At 37.5% G+C, this 19087-nt stretch carries 18 protein-coding genes; 16 read left to right on the forward strand and 2 right to left on the reverse strand.

Going from position 1 to position 19087, the window contains the following annotated elements:
• The coding region (locus tag CBF29_RS04845; protein ID WP_170169995.1) for a MucBP domain-containing protein at positions 1-1396 on the reverse strand (1396 nt) is incomplete at its 3' end.
• Between the two features lie 410 nt (positions 1397-1806).
• Between CBF29_RS04845 and CBF29_RS04850 the strand changes: the two genes are divergently transcribed.
• The 12 genes from CBF29_RS04850 (at position 1807) to CBF29_RS04905 (ending at position 11550) form a co-directional block, all read left to right on the forward strand.
• The gene (locus CBF29_RS04850) at positions 1807-2238 is read left to right on the forward strand and encodes a PTS sugar transporter subunit IIA (protein WP_126807963.1); all 432 of its coding nucleotides are present in this window, start codon (positions 1807-1809) and stop codon (positions 2236-2238) included.
• Between the two features lie 2 nt (positions 2239-2240).
• Positions 2241-2516 (forward strand): preprotein translocase subunit YajC, encoded by a 276-nt coding sequence (yajC, locus tag CBF29_RS04855; RefSeq protein ID WP_126807965.1) that lies wholly within the window; start codon positions 2241-2243, stop codon positions 2514-2516.
• Between the two features lie 13 nt (positions 2517-2529).
• Positions 2530-3009, forward strand: coding sequence for a PTS galactosamine transporter subunit IIB (agaB, locus tag CBF29_RS04860; protein WP_126807967.1), 480 nt, complete (start codon positions 2530-2532; stop codon positions 3007-3009).
• 11 nt (positions 3010-3020) lie between these two features.
• Entirely contained in the window at positions 3021-3824 is an 804-nt protein-coding gene (locus CBF29_RS04865) for a PTS mannose/fructose/sorbose/N-acetylgalactosamine transporter subunit IIC (protein ID WP_126807969.1), read from the forward strand.
• Positions 3814-4839, forward strand: a complete 1026-nt coding sequence (locus CBF29_RS04870; protein WP_126807971.1) for a PTS system mannose/fructose/sorbose family transporter subunit IID — start codon at positions 3814-3816, stop codon at positions 4837-4839. The genes CBF29_RS04865 and CBF29_RS04870 overlap by 11 nt, the downstream gene beginning before the upstream one ends.
• Positions 4840-5043: 204 nt before the next feature.
• The gene (locus CBF29_RS04875; RefSeq protein ID WP_126807973.1) at positions 5044-5766 is read left to right on the forward strand and encodes a GntR family transcriptional regulator; all 723 of its coding nucleotides are present in this window, start codon (positions 5044-5046) and stop codon (positions 5764-5766) included.
• An 18-nt stretch (positions 5767-5784) separates the two neighbouring features.
• Entirely contained in the window at positions 5785-6942 is a 1158-nt protein-coding gene (locus tag CBF29_RS04880) for an SIS domain-containing protein (protein ID WP_126807976.1), read from the forward strand.
• Between the two features lie 63 nt (positions 6943-7005).
• Positions 7006-7998 carry a tagatose-bisphosphate aldolase gene (gene lacD / locus CBF29_RS04885; RefSeq protein WP_126807978.1) on the forward strand — a complete coding sequence of 331 codons (993 nt, stop codon included), beginning with the start codon at positions 7006-7008 and terminating at the stop codon, positions 7996-7998.
• Positions 7999-8009: 11 nt separating this feature from the next.
• Positions 8010-8948 carry a hexose kinase gene (locus CBF29_RS04890; protein WP_126807981.1) on the forward strand — a complete coding sequence of 313 codons (939 nt, stop codon included), beginning with the start codon at positions 8010-8012 and terminating at the stop codon, positions 8946-8948.
• A gap of 224 nt (positions 8949-9172) precedes the next feature.
• Positions 9173-10492 (forward strand): IS91 family transposase, encoded by a 1320-nt coding sequence (locus tag CBF29_RS04895; protein ID WP_126807983.1) that lies wholly within the window; start codon positions 9173-9175, stop codon positions 10490-10492.
• A gap of 19 nt (positions 10493-10511) precedes the next feature.
• Positions 10512-10658 (forward strand): hypothetical protein, encoded by a 147-nt coding sequence (locus CBF29_RS13950; protein ID WP_245987275.1) that lies wholly within the window; start codon positions 10512-10514, stop codon positions 10656-10658.
• A gap of 280 nt (positions 10659-10938) precedes the next feature.
• Positions 10939-11550 carry a DUF1054 domain-containing protein gene (locus CBF29_RS04905; protein WP_126807987.1) on the forward strand — a complete coding sequence of 204 codons (612 nt, stop codon included), beginning with the start codon at positions 10939-10941 and terminating at the stop codon, positions 11548-11550.
• A 311-nt stretch (positions 11551-11861) separates the two neighbouring features.
• Here CBF29_RS04905 and brnQ read toward each other — a convergent pair whose 3' ends face one another.
• Complete coding sequence (brnQ, locus tag CBF29_RS04910; protein ID WP_126807989.1) at positions 11862-13226, reverse strand: branched-chain amino acid transport system II carrier protein; 1365 nt, start codon at positions 13224-13226, stop codon at positions 11862-11864.
• 351 nt (positions 13227-13577) lie between these two features.
• Here brnQ and CBF29_RS04915 point away from each other — a divergent pair, with 351 nt between their 5' ends.
• The 4 genes from CBF29_RS04915 to CBF29_RS04930 all read left to right on the forward strand — a co-directional run bounded on the left by CBF29_RS04915 (position 13578) and on the right by CBF29_RS04930 (position 18852).
• Positions 13578-14258, forward strand: a complete 681-nt coding sequence (locus tag CBF29_RS04915; RefSeq protein WP_126807991.1) for a TetR/AcrR family transcriptional regulator — start codon at positions 13578-13580, stop codon at positions 14256-14258.
• Entirely contained in the window at positions 14259-15980 is a 1722-nt protein-coding gene (locus tag CBF29_RS04920; RefSeq protein WP_126807993.1) for an ABC transporter ATP-binding protein, read from the forward strand.
• Complete coding sequence (locus CBF29_RS04925; RefSeq protein ID WP_126807995.1) at positions 15980-17827, forward strand: ABC transporter ATP-binding protein; 1848 nt, start codon at positions 15980-15982, stop codon at positions 17825-17827. The genes CBF29_RS04920 and CBF29_RS04925 overlap by 1 nt, the downstream gene beginning before the upstream one ends.
• 173 nt (positions 17828-18000) lie before the next feature.
• Positions 18001-18852: a VOC family protein gene (locus CBF29_RS04930; RefSeq protein ID WP_170169996.1), complete on the forward strand. Its 852-nt coding sequence runs from the start codon at positions 18001-18003 to the stop codon at positions 18850-18852.
• Positions 18853-19087 lie beyond the last annotated feature (235 nt).

Genomic DNA, 19087 nt, shown 5'->3' on the forward strand with positions numbered 1-19087 from the left:
GTTTAAACTCGCCCGCAGCTGGTGCCCCTTTGACTTCAACAAATTTATATCCGGAGATTTCTTCTGGTTCAGTTTGATACGGTTCGTTCACACCACCGGTCAAAGTGACTGGTTTTGCAAGCTCTTTATCGTCCGTGTCCACATAGCGGACAGTGACGGTACCTTGTTGTTGATAGACATAGGTGACGGTTTGACTTTCTGGTTTAAACTCGCCCGCAGCTGGTGCCCCTTTGACTTCAACAAATTTATATCCGGAGATTTCTTCTGGTTCAGTTTGATACGGTTCGTTCACACCACCGGTCAAAGTGACTGGTTTTGCAAGCTCTTTATCGTTCGTGTCCACATAACGGACAGTGACGGTACCTTGTTGTTGATAGACATAGGTGACGGTTTGACTTTCTGGTTTAAACTCGCCCGCAGCTGGTGCCCCTTTGACTTCAACAAATTTATACCCAGAGAATTCTTTTTGTGCTGTGTCATAAGGTTCGTTCACACCACCGGTCAAAGTGATTGGTTTAGTAAGCTCTTTGTCTTCCGTGTCCACATAACGGACAGTGACAGTACCTTGTTGTTGATAGACATAGGTGACCGTTTGATTTTCTGGTTTAAACTCGCCAGAGGCGGGAGCTCCTTTGACTTCAACAAATTTATACCCAGGGAATTCTTTTTGTTCCGTTTGGTAGAGTTCACCCACTTCTCCTTTAAGTAGAGAGGAGTCATATATTGGTTTGCCTGCTGTATCGAGATAGTTTACTTTCACCTCTCCCATTTGTTTAATAGGAGTAGGGGGAACAGTTTGATCTTCAGTGTCTTGATTTAAGATATGACCAATTTTTTCATAGCCTTCAATTTTTGGGATGTTGTAGATAAATTTTTCGTCTTTGTTCAGTGTAATAGCCTCAGTATCCAGCAAGTAATCGGTATCTGCAGAAAACCTGACATTTAAATTTGGAAAAATAAGGCCTGTCCCCAGCAGCAATAAAAATATAAAGAATTTAGATTTTCCTAGTTGTTTTCTTTTGATTAAAATCAGCAGACTGAAAGATATGAATACTATGCCAATCAAAATACTAAAGGTTTTCTTCGCTCCAGTTTTTGGGAGCAGCTTCTGTAAAGTTGTATTGTCTGTCTTTTTTTTAGGACTTTCCATTTTGCTATAAACGACTGTTAAGTGCATGTCTTTGTCTGTGGTATTTTTGATTTCTAGTGTTTCAGACTTGTCTAAAGTAACACTTTCTTTTTCTTTTTGCGTTAGTTTGTCGTATTCGATGTGTGTAATAGTCAATTTAGTCTCTCTCTGACTATCAGTATCAGTTGCTAAACTTATGTTGGGTGTAAGCATATAAAATAACAATACTAACAAAAGTAAAACGCTGAATTTTCTTTTTCTTTTCATAAGCATCCTCCTCAATAATAAAAAAAATTCTATTTTTATATCTTTTTTTGATATTTATACCAATGATATACATATTATATCATGGAATCTTTTTTTTATCACAGGTTTTTTATTAAAATGTTCAATAAATCTTTTTAAAACTTATGATTTTTTATTGTTTTTAGAATAATGTATACAAACATCTGATTTTATATACATATAATAAATAACAAAAAATATCAAAGTGATTGGACTGAAGGATTAAAAAAATTTGCTTTTAGTAGTTCATTGATTTCGACTGTTATCATTTCTGTTCAAAAAAGACAGGACAGATTTTTTTAAATAAAAATTGTTGACACAAAAACAAGATATATTATAAGTGATTGTAACCAGATGGTTATTATGACCTATTAAGTGAGAGGGGGATTTTTATGATTGGATGTGTCATCACAGGGCATGGAGATTTTTCTTTAGGTATGTTGGATGGCCTTGAGATGATTGCTGGAAGTCAAGCAGAAATTAAAGCGATACCTTTTCTTGAGCAGAGTTCGTTGGAAGAGTATGAAAACCAGTTGATTGCTTCTATTGAAAGCATGCAGAAGGAATGTTCTGAGATCATTATCATGACAGACTTATTGGGAGGGACACCTTTTAATATCTCAATGCTTGTAAAGGAGAAGTTTGAAAAAGTGGAGGTGCTTTCTGGTACCAATCTACCTGTGCTGCTAGAGTTTGCGGGGAGTCGTTTGGGAAACAGTAACATAGAAGAAATTATTGAAAAGTTGATAGAGACTGGTCGAGCAGGAGTTTCAAAAGGAGAAATTCGTAGGAAAGACGAATTTGCTGAGGAAGATGGTATCTAAGTATGTGGGAAAATGTATTATATTCATCTATTGTTTTAATTGTGATCATCATTGCAACAATTGGAATTGTTTATTTATTTAATTTTAGAAATATGAAAAAGCAAAAAAAATATTATAAGTCACTTCATGAAAATTTACGAGTTGGTAAAAAGGTGCTTTTTTTGAATGCGATCTATGGAGAAATAGCAGCAATTAATAAAGAGACAGTAGATATTAAAGTAAAGTCTGGTCAAATCATGGAAGTTTCCAGATATGCAATATCAAAAATATTAAATTAATGGAGGAGAAATCATGGCCAATATTTTGTTGACCCGAATTGATAATCGACTGATACATGGGCAGGTCGCCACTCAGTGGACAAGTTCTATCGGTGCAAATCTTATCCTTGTAGCAAATGATAAGGTTTCCAAAGATAAGATACGACAAGGACTGATGGATATGGCAGCACCGACGGGGGTCGCTACTAGATATTTTTCAATTCAAAAAACAATCGATATTATTCATAAGGCGGCTGATCGTCAAAAGATATTTATTATTGTTGACAGTCCGCAAGATGCTTTGAGACTAGTGGAAGGAGGTGTGGAAATAAGAAAAGTTAACATCGGCAATATGCACATGTCCGAGGGGAAGAGACAGGTAGCAACAACGGTAGCGGTCGATGATGCAGATGTGGCAGCATTCAAAAAACTGGAAGCTTCAGGGGTGACTTTGGAGATTCAGCGTGTGCCGTCAATCGCACCGGAAAATGTGTCTAAATTGTATAGTAAATAGGAGGAGAAACAATGGATTATTCAATTTTACAAGTACTGCTGATTTTTATTGTTACTTTTATTGTTGCAATTGACCAGTTTAGTTTCTTGGAATCACTTTATCAACCAATTGTTACGGGATTAGTTATTGGATTAATTTTAGGAGATGTTCAGACGGGATTGGTCGTCGGCGGGACGTACCAGCTGATGACTATAGGAAATATGCCAGTGGGAGGAGCGCAACCGCCAAATGCTGTAATCGGAGGAATCATGGCAACGGTTTTAGCAATCACACTTGATCTTGAACCGACAGCAGCAGTTGCAACGGCGATTCCATTTTCCATTCTTGGACAGTATGCCGTCACTCTGATTTTCTCACTGATGTCACCTATGATGACGGTAGCAGATAATTATGCTCATGAAGCAAACACAAAAGGTATTGAACGTATCAACTATTTAGCAATGGGATTATTGGGATTGATTTTTGGAATTATTGTTACATTGTTCTTTATCGGAGGTGCTGCTTTCGGTGCTCAAGTCGTCGCTGTGATACCAGAGTGGCTGATGAGTGGTTTAGGTGCTGCCGGAGGTATGATGCGTTATGTAGGGTTTGCTATTTTGATGAAAGTGATGCTTTCAAAAGATTTATGGGGCTTTTTATTGGCTGGTTTTGGCTTGGCAACGATTATCATGGCTTCTCCTGCTTTAAGCGGACCAGCGTTGATTATTTTAGCCTTTATCGGTTTTGCAATCGCTTATTGGGATTTCCAAATCCAAACTAAATTTAAAACGTCTGCTGTAAGCAGTGGTGAAGGAGGAGAAGAAGATGGCATATAATATCCCTGAAACTTATAAAGATTTAACACCAGCTGAACAGCTTGACGATAAGACACTAAATAAGATGGTTTGGCGCTCACTCTTTTTACAAGCATCATTCAACTATGAAAGAATGCAGTCTGGCGGATGGTTGTATGGCATATTGCCTGGATTGAAGAAAATCCATAAAGATAAAGATGACTTAGCGGCATCTATGAGCCATAACTTAGAGTTTTTTAACACACACCCGTTTCTAGTGACTTTTGTGATGGGGATTGTTCTTTCGATGGAACAGAATAAAGCGGATATACCAACGATTCGTGCGGTAAGGGTCGCAGCAATGGGACCTTTGGGCGGTATCGGGGATGCTCTTTTCTGGTTTACTCTCGTGCCGATAACTGCGGGAATTACATCTAATATGGCGATCAACGGCAATATTGCTGCACCATTTATTTTCCTTTTGATTTTTAACATCGCTCAGTTTGCAGTTCGTATTTTCTTAATGAAATGGTCCTATAAACTGGGAACAAATGCTATTGGTATTTTGACAGAAAATGCTAAGGAATTCACTCGGGCAGCTAGTATCTTAGGTATTTTTGTGGTAGGTGCCCTTATCTCTGTGTATGGTGCGACAAAACTGGATGTGCAAATTCCTAATGGCACAACAAATGAAGTCAGACAAGTGACAACAATCGTTGCTTCTGAACAAGATGTATCAAAATACGATGAGTTCCTTTATAAAACAAACGATGATGGGGCGCTTACAGATGAATTCCAAGATGGTGCCGGCGTAACAGTGTTGGATAGTGGTGACTATGAAGTAATCTTCAATCAATATCAGGAAAAAGAAGTATTCGTTGATATTCAGGAAATTCTTGACGGTATTTTACCGCAGGCTATTCCGCTAATGATTACCGTTATGCTTTACTTCTTGTTGACAAAACGTGGATGGACACCTTTGAAATGTATCGGTCTGATTTTAGTTATTGGATTAATCGGTTCTGGTTTCGGGGTCTGGCCGTCAATTTGGCCATAATCATTTGGCAATGAATTTAGTTAAAAATATTATTATCCAGAAGACTTGTTCTTCTGGATTTTTAGTATGAAAAAGTTTCAATGCATTTGAATAAAAGACAAAAATAATCATTTGAATTCTTTAAAAAGATTTGACTTTCAAGAAGAAATGGGCAATAATATAAGTGGTTGTAACCAGTTGGTATTATCTGAGAGGAGGGTAAATATGAAAAATACAAAACAATCTTTATATGGAAAGCTAGTGGACACCATACGGGAAACGATTGAGAATGAACTCAAACCCCATGATTTACTCCCATCTGAAAGGGAGTTAGCTGAAATTTATGGTGTCAGCCGCACAACGGTCCGGCTGGCTATGCAAGAGTTGGAACATTTGGGATATATTTACAGAAAACATGGGAAAGGCACGTTTGTTTCCAGTGTATCCGACAGTATTTTAAACTTGACGGGGACATACAGTTTTACAGAACAGATGAAATCATTGGGGAAAAATCCTCAAACAAAAATTTTAGAATTTGAAATAAGGGAAGCCAATAAATATTTTAGTACTAATTTAGATATTTACAAAGGGGAAAAAATCATAAAAATAAAGCGTTTGAGGTTAGCTGATGGTCAACCCATGATGTTAGAACGTTCATATTTACCATATAAGAAATTTGCCGATCTAACACCGGATAGACTGGAACAAAAACCCATGTACGATATTTTTAGCGAAGATTATAAAGAAAAAATCAAATATGCTGAAGAAGAGTTTTATGCTAGCCTAGTGAATGCGAAAGATGCAAAGCAATTGGATATTCCAGAAGGTGCTGCGAGTCTGAATTTGATTAGAAAAACTTATAATATTTCTAATGAAGTGATTGAGTATACTCTCAGTGTGGCTCGGGCAGATCAATTTAGATATAAAATACTACATAATAGACTTTAGAAAGAAGGAGACAATCTCATGTTGAAATGGACGGAAGAACAATTAAATGAAGTGGGCGGGAAAATTACAGCGAAAGAAATCAAACAACAACCCGAATTATGGGAAGAGACCTATGAAATTTATGAAAATCACCGGGAGAAACTAAACCTATTTTTAAAAGAATTTGAAGATAAAGTGTCAAAGAAAATCAGAATAATTTTTACTGGAGCGGGAACATCTGCTTATGTAGGAGATGTGGTAAAGCCACACTTGATTCGATTTGGTGATACTAAAAGATATCAGTTCGAAGCTATCCCAACCACGGATATCGTTTCAGCTCCCCATAGTTTTTTGAAAGAAGATGAGCCGACAGTGCTAGTGTCATTTGCCAGAAGCGGCAATAGTCCGGAAAGTGTGGCTGCCATCAGATTGGCAGATAAAATTGTCAAAGATTTGAGGCACTTGATCATCACCTGTGCACCTGAGGGACAACTGGCTAATGATAGCCGTCTATCTTCAAAATCCTTCTTGTTATTGATGCCGGCATTATCAAATGATAAGGGATTTGCCATGACTGGAAGCTTTTCATGTATGACATTGACAGCTTTGTTGACGTTTGATAAGGAGCATACAGAGAAAAAAGTGTTTATTGATACGATGGTCGCTATGGGACATCAGGCCGTCGAATTAGAAGAAAAAATACAGCATTTAGTGGATCACGAATTTGACAGGGTCGTCTATTTAGGCTCGGGGAGTTTGTCTGCATTAACGAGAGAGGCACAATTAAAATTGTTGGAATTGACAGCTGGAAAAGTTACCACTGCATTTGATTCCTCTATGGGCTTCCGTCATGGACCTAAATCATTTGTCAATGAAAAAACGATCGTGTTTACTTTTATCAGTAATGACCCATATACACAGCAATATGATAGAGATATTTTAGATGAAATAAAAGGTAATGGTATTGCTGTAAACACGGTTGCCATCGCTCAAAATAAAGCTTCTTTTGATGGTGAGAGTCTGGAGTTAATCTCCGATAAACTATTGCCGGATGGGTATGCTGCGCTGCCGTTTGTGATGATTGCCCAGATTTTTGCGCTTTTGACTGCTATAAAAGTGGGAAATAAACCAGATACACCATCGCCGACAGGAACAGTAAACAGAGTAGTTAAAGGCGTTACTATCCACGAATTATAAAATTGTTGATCTAGCATTATACGAACTATAAAATTGTTGACTTAGCATTAAAGGAGGATATTCATGAAAGTATTGACTGAACAAAAGAAAAAATTTATGAACCAATTATCTACAGAACAAGGTGTTATTGCAGCCTTGGCAATCGACCAGCGCGGGGCTTTAAGAAAGATGCTGCAAAAGGAAGAATATAGCGGAGACATAGATGAAGCAGTTGTAAAATTTAAGGAACTAGTTTCAGAAGAATTGACCCCCTATGCGTCCTCCATCTTGCTTGATCCAGAATACGGCTTGCCGGCAGCAAAGGTCAAAGATGAAAAAGCAGGACTTTTGCTGGCTTATGAACAGACGGGCTACGACGCTACTGAACCCGGGCGTTTCCCTGATTTAATCACTGACATGTCGGTGCGTCGAATCAAGGAAAAAGGGGCGGATGCAGTTAAGTTTTTACTGTATTATGACGTGGATGAATCAGAAGCTGTTAATGATCGAAAACATGCATTTGTAGAGCGAATCGGCTCTGAATGTGTGGCAGAAGACATCCCGTTTTATTTAGAACTGCTTTCCTATGACGCACAAATTGCGGATAATTCAAGTGTGGCGTTTGCTAAAGTAAAACCTCACAAAGTGAATGAAATGATGGTGGAATTTTCTAAAGAAAGATATCACGTCGATGTTTTGAAAGTGGAAGTGCCAGTCAATATGAATTATGTAGAAGGCTTTGCAGAAAACAATGATACGATTGTTCATTCTCGAGAAGAAGCTTTAAGCTTTTTTAAAGAACAAAGCGAAAAAACTGATCTGCCGTTCATCTTTTTAAGTGCAGGTGTGAGTGCAGAGTTGTTTCAAGAGACATTAGTTTTTGCAGCTGAGGCCGGCTCCTCATTTAATGGTGTTTTATGTGGAAGAGCAACATGGAAAGATGGTGTTGCAACATTTGCCAAAGAAGGAGAAGAAGCCGCCAGAAAATGGTTGCAGACTCAAGGGAAAAGAAACATTGAAGAATTAAACGAAGTATTGTACCGTACCGCCCAATCTTGGCATGGGAAATTAGGTTAGGAGCTGTAGGAATGATTTTAACAGTAACAATGAACCCGTCTGTGGATATTTCATATAAACTAGAGCAACTTAAAATCGATACGGTGAACAGATGTGAGAATTATAGTAAAACGGCTGGAGGAAAAGGCCTGAATGTCACACGGGTGATTCATCAAATGGGACATCAAGTGACGGCTACCGGATTACTAGGCGGAGCCTTAGGCAGATACATCGAAGATAAGTTGAGCAGTGAAGGTATCGCTGGAAATTTTTATCCTATCAGCGGGGAAACGCGTAACTGTATCGCTATTTTGCATGACAATGGGAAACAGACTGAAGTTTTAGAAAAAGGTCCTGTGATTTCAGCAGAAGAAGGGGCAGGATTTTTAAAACAATTTAGCCAACTGCTAGACGATGCTAATGTGGTCACCATTTCCGGCAGTTTGCCCGAAGGAATTTCTCCTGAAGTTTATATCGATATTATTAGAAAAACTCATGAAGCAGGGAAAAAAGTTATTTTGGATACTTCTGGCAGTACCTTGGCAACAGTTTTAACTTCCGGCAATAAACCGTATGCCATCAAACCTAACTTGGAAGAAATTCAAGGTATCGTCCATGAGACAATTGATGAAGATAACGTGGAAGACATCAAAGGGATATTATCCAATGAATTATTTGCAGACATTCCATTAATCGTAATTTCTTTAGGTGCTAAAGGGGCATTTGTTAAATTTGAGGATGCCTATTATGATGTGGTTATTCCTAAAATCAAAGTTGTCAACCCAGTTGGCAGCGGTGATGCCTCAGTGGGTGGGCTGGCAATAGGACTTTCAAAAGAGCTTGCCATTGAAGACATTCTGAAAACGTCAATGACTCTGGGAATGCTAAATACTATGGAAGAAAAGACAGGACATGTGAATCCGGTAAAATTTCAAGATATTTTCGATTTAATCAAGGTCACGAAAGTTTAAAGATTTGCTGATTGCATTGTAGTTTGTGATGATTTAATGAGTTTTTTATCAATACTATACCAGCAAAGAGATTTAGCATTATCTAATTCTGAAAAGTCGGAGCGAATTTTCGCTCCGACTTTTTTCAAACTAATAAGAAAGTATAAAATCAGAGATAGAGAAAATGTTGAAATGACAATGTTTTCTCTATTTTTATTTCTCTTAAAAATTGGTAGAATATAGGTATGAAGCAAAATATTTTACATGCTATTTTTTTCGATAAGTTCAATAACTGGAATGAATTTGTGGAAGAAAATAAAAAGCGTATAAGAAAAGTTGCTGTAAAGGAAGTAGAAAAATTTCGTGATTGTGGAGATATCACTAAAGGTTTTAAATTGTTTGTTTGTGAGGGATGCCATGATACTAAGTTAGTCCCTTTTAGGTGTAAAGGAAGATTTTGCCCGACCTGTTCGGTCGGAGAAAGTCAAAAGTGGAGTGAATTACTAGATCAAGATCTTTATCATGTCATCCATCGCCATGTCATCTTCACCATTGATGAAGGCCTGCGAACCATCTTCTTAAAATATCATCGAGAAAAATTGTTGAAAGGTCTAATGGACGAAGCGGCAGGCATCATGTTGTCCTACTTTAAAAAGAAGCGGATTCAGCCGGGGATTATCGCTGCTCTTCATACCTTTGGTTCACAGCTTGAATTCAACCCTCATGTCCATATGGTGGTTACAATGGGAGGTGTGACGAAAGATGGACGTTGGGAAACCTATGATTATCTTCCCTATGCCATGTTACGAAAGTACTGGCAAAATGCGGTCTTAAAGTTGATCCGCCGCGTGTTGAATCGGAGAGAGAAAAGAGACGTTCAACATTTACTTCAAAATGCGTATAAAAAGAATGCAGATGGTTTTTATGTTCATGCTCCCAAAAGGAGCAGAACTAAGTTAAAAGGGCTACTTCTCTATATTAGTCGTTATATGAATCGTGGGCCTATTGCGGTGAACAGGATCCGAATGTATGACGGGGAAACTGTCATGTTTACTTATCATGATAAGCGGACAAATACTAAAGAAACCAAAATAATGGGGACCAAAGAGTTTATAGGGGCTCTTATTCGGCATATTCCTGATGAGCAATTTAAAATGATTCGCAGGTACGGCGTTTATAGCCGTCGAATAAAGACTCTTAAGAAAAAAATGCTGGAGATCTATCAGGAAAAGGTGGAAAAACTTTTAGTGAATGCCCAAAAGCTAATAAGAACGAAAACATGGGATAAAAGAATAGACGAAATTTTTGGAGAAAATCCTTTGAAATGTTCCTGTTGTGGCAACTATTACGAGTACATGGGGATGAGTGTGTCCCAAAAGGGACACCTGACAATCAAATATGCGAAGAATAAGGATGCCAGACGTTATATGGAGGAGGAAATTGCGAAAATTGAAAAAGAAACGTTCAGGAATAAGCAAAAACAAGCAAAAGAAGAAATATTTGAAACAGTTCGCTTCGACTGGGAAAAGCAGTGTCAACTATATCTGTCTAAAGTGTGGGATTGAGGAGGAAATTCCCAAAGATGTGGTAGAACTTATACCACTATTCGACGAAGGAGCAGATCCACTTACAGCGCCACAGTTTACTTGCGAGAAATGTGGTGGAGAAATGTATCCAGAATACTATAAAAATCCAATGGGAATTGAATTTAGAATGTCAGATGTTAGATAATAGTGAACGCTATATGAAAGAGGCCTCAGGCATTTGCCTGAGGTTTTCTTATTTGTTGGAAGAATTTTTGACTAGATAAGGGAAGTCGGGTTTCTTTGAGAATGAAGTAGTGATGATAGAGAGTTGATATTTTAACTATTGAGTCATTTGATAATTTATTTCTCCCCAGTGTATAAACAAATTTGTTATAATTACTAGAGTAAGAGTGTTCATTTCTGGATTCAATGAATTCAGAATTAAAAAATGTAAAATATATATTATTCAGAAGGAGTATAAATCAATGTTCTCTGAAAAAAGTTTCGATGTATTTGAGATTCCAGGACTTGAAGAGCGGATGGCGGCGATTAGAGCAGAAATACAGCCTAAATTTCAAGAATTGGATGATTATTTTATTGAGGAGTTAGAACCCCTATTGGGTGAAAAATTAATGCTGCATATTGCACAACACCGTCGCCGAACAACTCATGCACCTGAGAGCACGTGGAGTGCCATGGGAGGAAATAAACGGGGCTATAAAAAGTTTCCTCATTTTCAGCTGACGATCAACAATCAATATATTGGTATGTGGTTGAGTTTTATTGATAATCCCGAGTTTGAAAAAGAAATGGCTCAGTTTTTTTTAGAGAATCAAGACTCTTTCAAAAATCTATCTGAAGATTTTGTTGTTTCTTTGGATCATACGAAAGAAACGATAGAAAGATTAGAAAAAGTGGATTTGGAAAAAGCTCTGATTCGCTGGCGTGACGTGAAAAAAGGGGAGTTTATGATTGGTCGTATCATCAAAAAGGAAGATAAAATCTTAAAAGATCATGAAGCTTCCAGAAAATATATGCTTGAAACTTACCAGCAACTTGTGCCATTTTATCAAGCAGCTTTTTTGGTAAGAGAATAAATTTGTTATTTTATAACCTTGATAAATCAAATTATTTCTTCTAAATATACATTTTTATATTGGTTGCCGATATAAAACTTTAGAAACTTTAGATTTTTTAAAGCTTTCGGTCGGAATTCCCTAACATCCTTTGAATGATGAGGGTTTGCTAGATAAATGTGGAAAAGTAATAATAAAAAACTTATCTGAAAATTTTCAGATAAGTTTTTTAATATAAATATCAAAAGAATATTGTATGGATTAAAAAGTACAATTTAAGCTGATAAAACGTTATTTTAAAAACAAAAAATGAATCCAACTTCATTTCCAATTTAATTATGGGACGGCTTTGGTGGGATCAGACTCCAAAGAATCCCAATAACCACCCCTATCAATGAAGGCACTATCCAGCCCATACTGATTTCAGAGAAGGGCAGAAGATTATCAACTGTTTGTGTCAGACTAAGCAGCAGTTTGGCTAGGATGTGTTCGCTATTATTGATCCATGAGAATGCTCTTAAACCATCAAAGACGGCAGCGATACCAGTAAATAACATCGTCACTTGCATGATAATCTGCTTATTTTTGAATAAAGGTGAAATAAAGGCCAAAACAATCAAGACGATTGCTAACGGATAAAGGAACATCAATACCGGAATTGAAAATTCAATGATTGATGATAGGCCAATATTTGCAATTAGAGCGCCAGTCAAGCTGAACAAATGAACAAAGTTTAAATAGCTGATTTTAGGAAATAATTGATGAAAAGTTTCACTGCAAGCGGTAATCAGACCTATGGCTGTTTTTAAACAGGCGAGTGTGACGATGATTGCCAGCAGGATAGTGCCAAATGAACCAAAATAAAAATTGGCAATCTGTGTCAATGCTTGTCCGCCATTTTCTGCAATATCAAGCTTTCCTAAGCTCATGGCACCAATCAAAGCCAAGCTCCCATAGATGATACTCATCAAAATAATCGTGACAATACCTGATTTTAATGTATCGATGGCAATTTTTTGGGGAGAGTTCACACCGAGACTTTTAATCGCTTGGACTACAATAATTCCAAAAGCTAATGAAGCCAAGATATCCATCGTATTATAGCCTTCTAAAAATCCAGTCATAAAGGCTTGAGTGGCGTAATTTTCTTGAGGAATTCCATGATTAATTGTTCCCATAGGCGAAATAAAGGCACTGATGATCAAAATCGACAAAAAAATTAAAAACAAAGGGTTTAAAATTTTTCCAATCCACAGCATGATTTTAGAAGGTCTCAGAGCAAATAACCAAGCTAGGATGAAAAAAGCTGCTGTAAAAATTAATAGTCCTAAAGACCACCATTTTTCAGAGATAAATGGAGTCAACCCGATTTCAAAAGAGACGGTTGCCGTTCTGGGTAAGGCGAAAAAAGGACCAATTGTCAAATAGAGAGCAATAGTGAAAAAGGCGGCAAACTTTGGGGATACTTTGGAAGCCAAGTCATAAAGTCCCGTACTTTTTGAAAAACCGATAGCCATCACGCCTAAAAATGGTAATCCCACACCGGTGATGATAAATCCAATCATTGCAGGGATAGTGTTTTTTCCAGCTAGTTGACCCATGGATACTGGAAAAATCAGATTTCCCGCACCGAAAAAAAGGCCGAAAAGCATAGAACCCACGGCGAGGTAAGATGCCAGGGAAAGTTTTTGTTTCATTAGTTTTCCTCCGTGTGTAAAAATTTTTTAGAAAGTTGTTAATCTTGTTAGTGAATAAGACGAGTTTTTCTGCTCACCAAGCCTACTAAACTTTAAACCGAACACAAAAATAATATATAGCAGCAAATCATAATGCTCAAAAAATCAATAAGAATTCTAATTCTAAGAAGTTCTTTAGAATGCCAGAATAAAAAATGTATGATTAACTTTTATAAAATCCATCCACTCTAAGAATACGTTGAAAAAAACAATTTTTCAACATTTTCAAGAAAATAAAATGAAACAAATGACTTGCAATATGACATGATGTCATATAAAATGACAATGTGTCATAAATAGGAGGTGTGAATAATGCCAACGGAAACTTTTTTTCGTTTGCCTGAAGAAAAAAAAGCGAGAATACTGGCTGCTGCTAAGGAAGAATTTTCGGTTCATTCGATTCGAGAAGCTTCTATCTCTAATATTATTAAACTTGCGGACATACCTAGAGGAAGTTTTTATCAATACTTTGATGGCATGGAAGACTTGTATCTCTATTTTTTTGATTTTTTGAGAAGAAATAGCATGGAGACTTTTTCCCATCTTTTGGATGAGACTAAAGGGGATTTATTTGAATCTTATTCGCAATATTTTGAAATTCTTATCCATGAAGTGATGGAGGGAGAGTATGTAGGTTATTTTCGCCAGTTGTTTCTGAATATGGATAATCATGTTGTGCGTCATGTGTCAAAAGGATTTAATGTCAGAACGCACCGGTATCCAAAAGGGATGGAACAATTTTCTGTTAAACAAAAAGGTCCGGGCAGAATTACCCTTAAAGATTTAGACACAACCAATTTGCGTATCAAGTCAGACGAAGAATTAAAAGAATTAGTGCATTTGATTTTGCACATTTTATTTTCTACAATCGTACAGGCTTATCGTAAAGAAAAATTACCTCCTAAACAACGAGTCGATGAGGCGATTATGGAATTTGATCGCAAACTAGACTGGTTAAAAAATGGAGTAGAAATCAACGGGGAGGTTGACTAGATGTTAAAAATTTTAAAGAAGATGTCGCCTTGGTCAGCGGTAGGTGCTATTTTATTTATGATCGTTCAAGTGATTAGCGATCTGTACCTGCCTACACTTACATCAGATATTATCAATAATGGTGTAGCAACAGGAGACATCGACTACATTTGGAAAATTGGTTTTATTATGATTGGTGTGTCGGTTATCAGTATCATCGCTGCTGTGGGAAATACTTTTTTTGCTGTTCGTGAGGCGCAAACAGTGGGGAAAGAATTACGTTCCTCTATTTATCAAAAAGTCGAATACTCAACAAATGAACAGTTTGACAAATTTGGTACAGCTTCCTTGATAACGCGGACAACCAATGACGTGAACCAAATTCAAATGGTTTCTCAAATGGTTTTGAGAATCATGATTAATGCACCGATTACGCTACTTGGTGCAAGTTTTTTAGCTTATCAGAAAGATGCTGAGCTAACAAAAATATTTTTATTTGTGTTGCCGATATTAATTGTATTTATTGCTATCATTTTATTCTTTGCGGTTCCTTTGTTTAGTTCACTGCAAAAAAAGACGGATAAATTGAACTTGGTTTTCCGTGAAGGACTGACAGGTATCCGAGTGATACGGGCATTTAACCGGTCTAATTATGAAGCAAAACGTTTTGATAAGGCAAATAAAGATTATGTCAACACCGCTATTAAAGTATTTTCGATTATTTCGTTGATGATTCCGGTAGTGACCTTGATTATGAGTGGTACAAATATCGGTATCGTCTGGGTGGGCGGTCATTATATTGCAGAAGGTAATTTAGAAATAGGGAATCTTTTGGCGTTTATGACGTATGCAACACAAATTTTGATGAGTTTTATGATGATGACCATGATTTTTGTTTTTATTCCAAGAGGTCAGGCATCTGCTAAACGTATCAACGAAGTCTTAGAATCTGTTCCTGAAATAGTCGATCCGACTTCTTCGGAAAGTTTTTCTGATACTGAAGCGTCTTCTCTGACGTTTGATCATATCAATTATCGTTATGCAGGGGCCGAAAAGCTTGCGTTGCATGATGTTCACTTCAATGTAACTCAAGGGCAGACAGTGGCTATCATCGGGGGGACCGGCTCAGGGAAAACCACACTGGTGAATCTGATTCCAAGGTTTTATAATGTGGAATCGGGCAAGATACTCGTAGACGGGCATGATATTACCAAGGTCCGGCAAAAAGATTTACGAGATCGTATCGGCTTTGTGCCTCAGCAAGCGAAATTGTTTGTAGGAACGATCCGGGAAAATATGCAATACGGAAAAGAAGATGCCACAGACGAGGAAATTTGGCATGCTCTAGAAATAGCACAGGCTAAAACCTTTGTGGAAGGATTAGAAGAAGGTTTGGACAGCAAAGTTGAGCAAAATGGTTCTAACTTTTCTGGGGGGCAACGTCAAAGATTGTGTATCGCCAGAGCGTTAGTAAAAAAATCAAGTGTCTATGTTTTTGATGATTCATTCTCTGCATTGGATTTTAAGACCGATAAGCTGCTGCGGCAGGCGTTATTACAGGAAATCACAGAATCAGTTGTGGTAATCGTGGCACAGCGAATCAGTACGGTGGTTGATGCGGATTTGATTTTAGTGATCGATGACGGCCGTATCGTTGGTCAAGGGACTCACGAAGAGCTTAAAGAAACTAATCAAACCTATCGTGAAATCATAGAATCCCAGTTGAGAGAGGAGGAAATCTAATGGCACACGGACCAGGACCTAAGGGAAGAATATCAGGCAGACCGGAGAAAGCTAAAAATTTCTGGGGAACGACTAAACGTTTACTGAAATATATGTCTTCAAAAATATATGCCGTGTTAGCAGTGTTTATTTTTGCTATTGTAGGTACCATCTTTCAAATACGGGCACCAAAAAGGCTCGGTGAAGCAACGACAGAAATTTTTGAGGGAGTTAAAAAAGGCTTTGCAATGATGCAAAAAGGCGAGCCAATCAAAGAGCTGCCGGTGGATTTTGATGCAGTGAAGACGATTTTAGTTTCAGTTGGTATCATGTTTTTGGTTTCTGCATTGATGGGCTTGCTTCAACAATTAATCATGACGAGAGTCTCTCAAAAAACTGTTTATCAGTTGAGAAATGATTTGAAAGAAAAAATGAATAAAGTCCCCATCAAATATTATGATACACATTCTAACGGGGATATCATGTCTCGAGCAATCAACGATATGGACAACATCTCCGGGACGTTGCAGCAGAGTTTGACTCAACTGCTGACCAGTGTAGTGACGTTTGTTGGTGTTCTGTGGATGATGCTGTCTATTAGCTGGCAGCTGACATTAGTTGCACTTTTGACTGTTCCTTTGAGTTTGATTGTGGTAATGATTGTTGCGCCTAAATCACAAAAGTTTTTTAGTACCCAGCAGAAAAGTTTAGGACTGCTGAATGACCAGATTGAGGAAACTTATGCAGGTCATACAGTCATTAAAGCTTTTAATTATGAGGAAGAGTCGATCACAGAATTCGAAAAAGAAAATGAAATTCTTTTTGAAGTTGGCTGGAAGGCCCAGTTTATTTCAGCGATGATTATGCCATTGATGAACTTTATTAAAAACTTGGGGTATGTCTTTGTTGCGGTACTGGGAGGTATCAAAGTTGCAAATGGCAATATGACTTTGGGTAACGTGCAGGCATTCTTACAATATACAACGCAATTTTCTCAGCCAATTACTCAAATGGCTAACTTGATGAATACCATTCAAGCGACGATTGCTTCAGCAGAACGTATTTTTGAAGTGTTGGACGAGGAAGAAATGACAGATGAAAAATCCAACATTGCACCGATCAGCACTCCGAATAAAATTATTTTTGATCATGTTCAATTCGGGTACGACTCAGAAGACTTGCTGATGACTGATTTTAATTTAGAGGTTCCGGAAGGGAATATTATTGCCATAGTTGGACCGACAGGGGCCGGAAAAACGACCTTGATCAATCTGCTGGAAAGATTTTATGATGTGAGTGGCGGCTGTATTAAATTGGATGGAAAAGACATCCGGGATATTTCACGTGAGGAACTGCGCAGTCGTTTTTCAATGGTGCTGCAGGATACGTGGTTGTTCACCGGCACTATTTTTGACAATATTGCCTATGGACGCAAAGATGCCACTGAAGAAGAAATCATTCGAGCAGCTAAAGCAGCTCACGCTGACGAATTTATTCGACGCTTACCAGACGGTTATCAAACAATTTTAAATGAGGAAGCAAGCAATATCTCGCAAGGACAAAGACAGCTCCTTACCATTGCTCGTGCTTTTCTAGCAAATCCAGAAATTCTCATTTTGGATGAAGCTACCTCAAGTGTAGATACTAGGACTGAAAGTTTGATTCAAACTGCCATGGGTCGTTTATTGAAGGGACGGACGAGTTTTGTTGTCGCCCATCGATTGTCTACCATCAGAGATGCCAACAAAATTATTGTGATGAATCACGGTGAAATTGTTGAGACAGGAAATCATGATGAATTGATGGAAAAAAATGGATTCTATGCTGAATTATATAACAGCCAATTTTCTGAAGATGTAGCTGTTTAAAAAAATGAGGTCAAATATATGCTAGGTACAACGAAGCGTATATTTGGCTTTTTTATCTGGAATTATACGAATTAAAAAACGCTTTAAAAGGACCGGGTGGTTATTTCTACACTTTTTTTTCATTCAATGTTAGAATGATGGTTGTATTAATAAGAAAGTGTGGGAAGTTTATAATGGGAAAATTTCGCATAGATCAAGAGACGTCTGTTGAATTGGTGGCATTAAAAGTTAAAGATATCGAGAAGCAATTGAACTTTTATAAAGACCTCTTAAAATTTGACATATTGAGCGAAGAAAATGGTATGGTATTTTTAGGTATCAAGGAGACAAAAGAGAGTTTATTGATCCTTCTGGAACAGCCGGATGGGTTATCGAGTCCTTACATTCATAATGGGTTGAATCACTTAGGTTTGGTGGTCCCAACTAGACAGAAATTGAGTAAAATTTATCAGCATTTGGAAAAAAATGACTATCCGATTTTGGAGTTAGTTGACCATGGATATGCTGAGTCGATTGTTATCCGGGACCCTGAATTTAATGTTTTGGAAATTTATTGGGACAAGGATGATTCGGAAAATGCATTTGCTTGTGAGTACGCGCCTTTAGATTTAGACTCTCTCTTAGCAGAAACTGATGAGCCTTACGAAACGCTGACAACAGAAGCCAGAGTAGGCCATGTGCAATTGAATGTCGTTGATTTAGAAAAAAGCAGAGATTTTTATGAAAATGTTTTAGGATTTCAAATCAGAGATGCACGGTTTAGAAGTGTAAACTATTTAACAACAAGTTCCTACCATCACCATCTGTGTCTAAGTAATTGGGAACAGGTAGATGTGCTGGATGACAAACATTTAGGCTTGGATTACATCTCTTTTCACCTTGAAAGCATGGAGGCTTTGAAGGCGTTGAAGGAAAATGTCGAAGCGATGGGCTGTCAGTTTTTCTTTAATAAAGGGAAAAAGATTTTACAGGTCGATGATCCAAATGGTATCCACATCTGGTTTAGAGTCAAACCGAAAAAATAATTTGATGGTGTGTAGAAAGCTCGAAACTGTGTCAGGTTAAGCTGTAGAAGATGACCTCATCTTCTACAGCTTTTTTGTATGAGTTTACTAAGTGATTGGTTGTTTTCCAGTAACGTAGTCTGAATTGAAGGTCCGCTAATGATTGTATGTAGTGAAACTCACTGAATAAAGCGGAATAAAATGAACCTTTTAAGCAAAAATCTCCTGAGAAAAGGATATTTGTTTCAATTAGACG

The organism is Vagococcus elongatus, assembly GCF_003987645.1.
GTDB classification, from domain to species: Bacteria; Bacillota; Bacilli; order Lactobacillales; family Vagococcaceae; genus Vagococcus_A; species Vagococcus_A elongatus.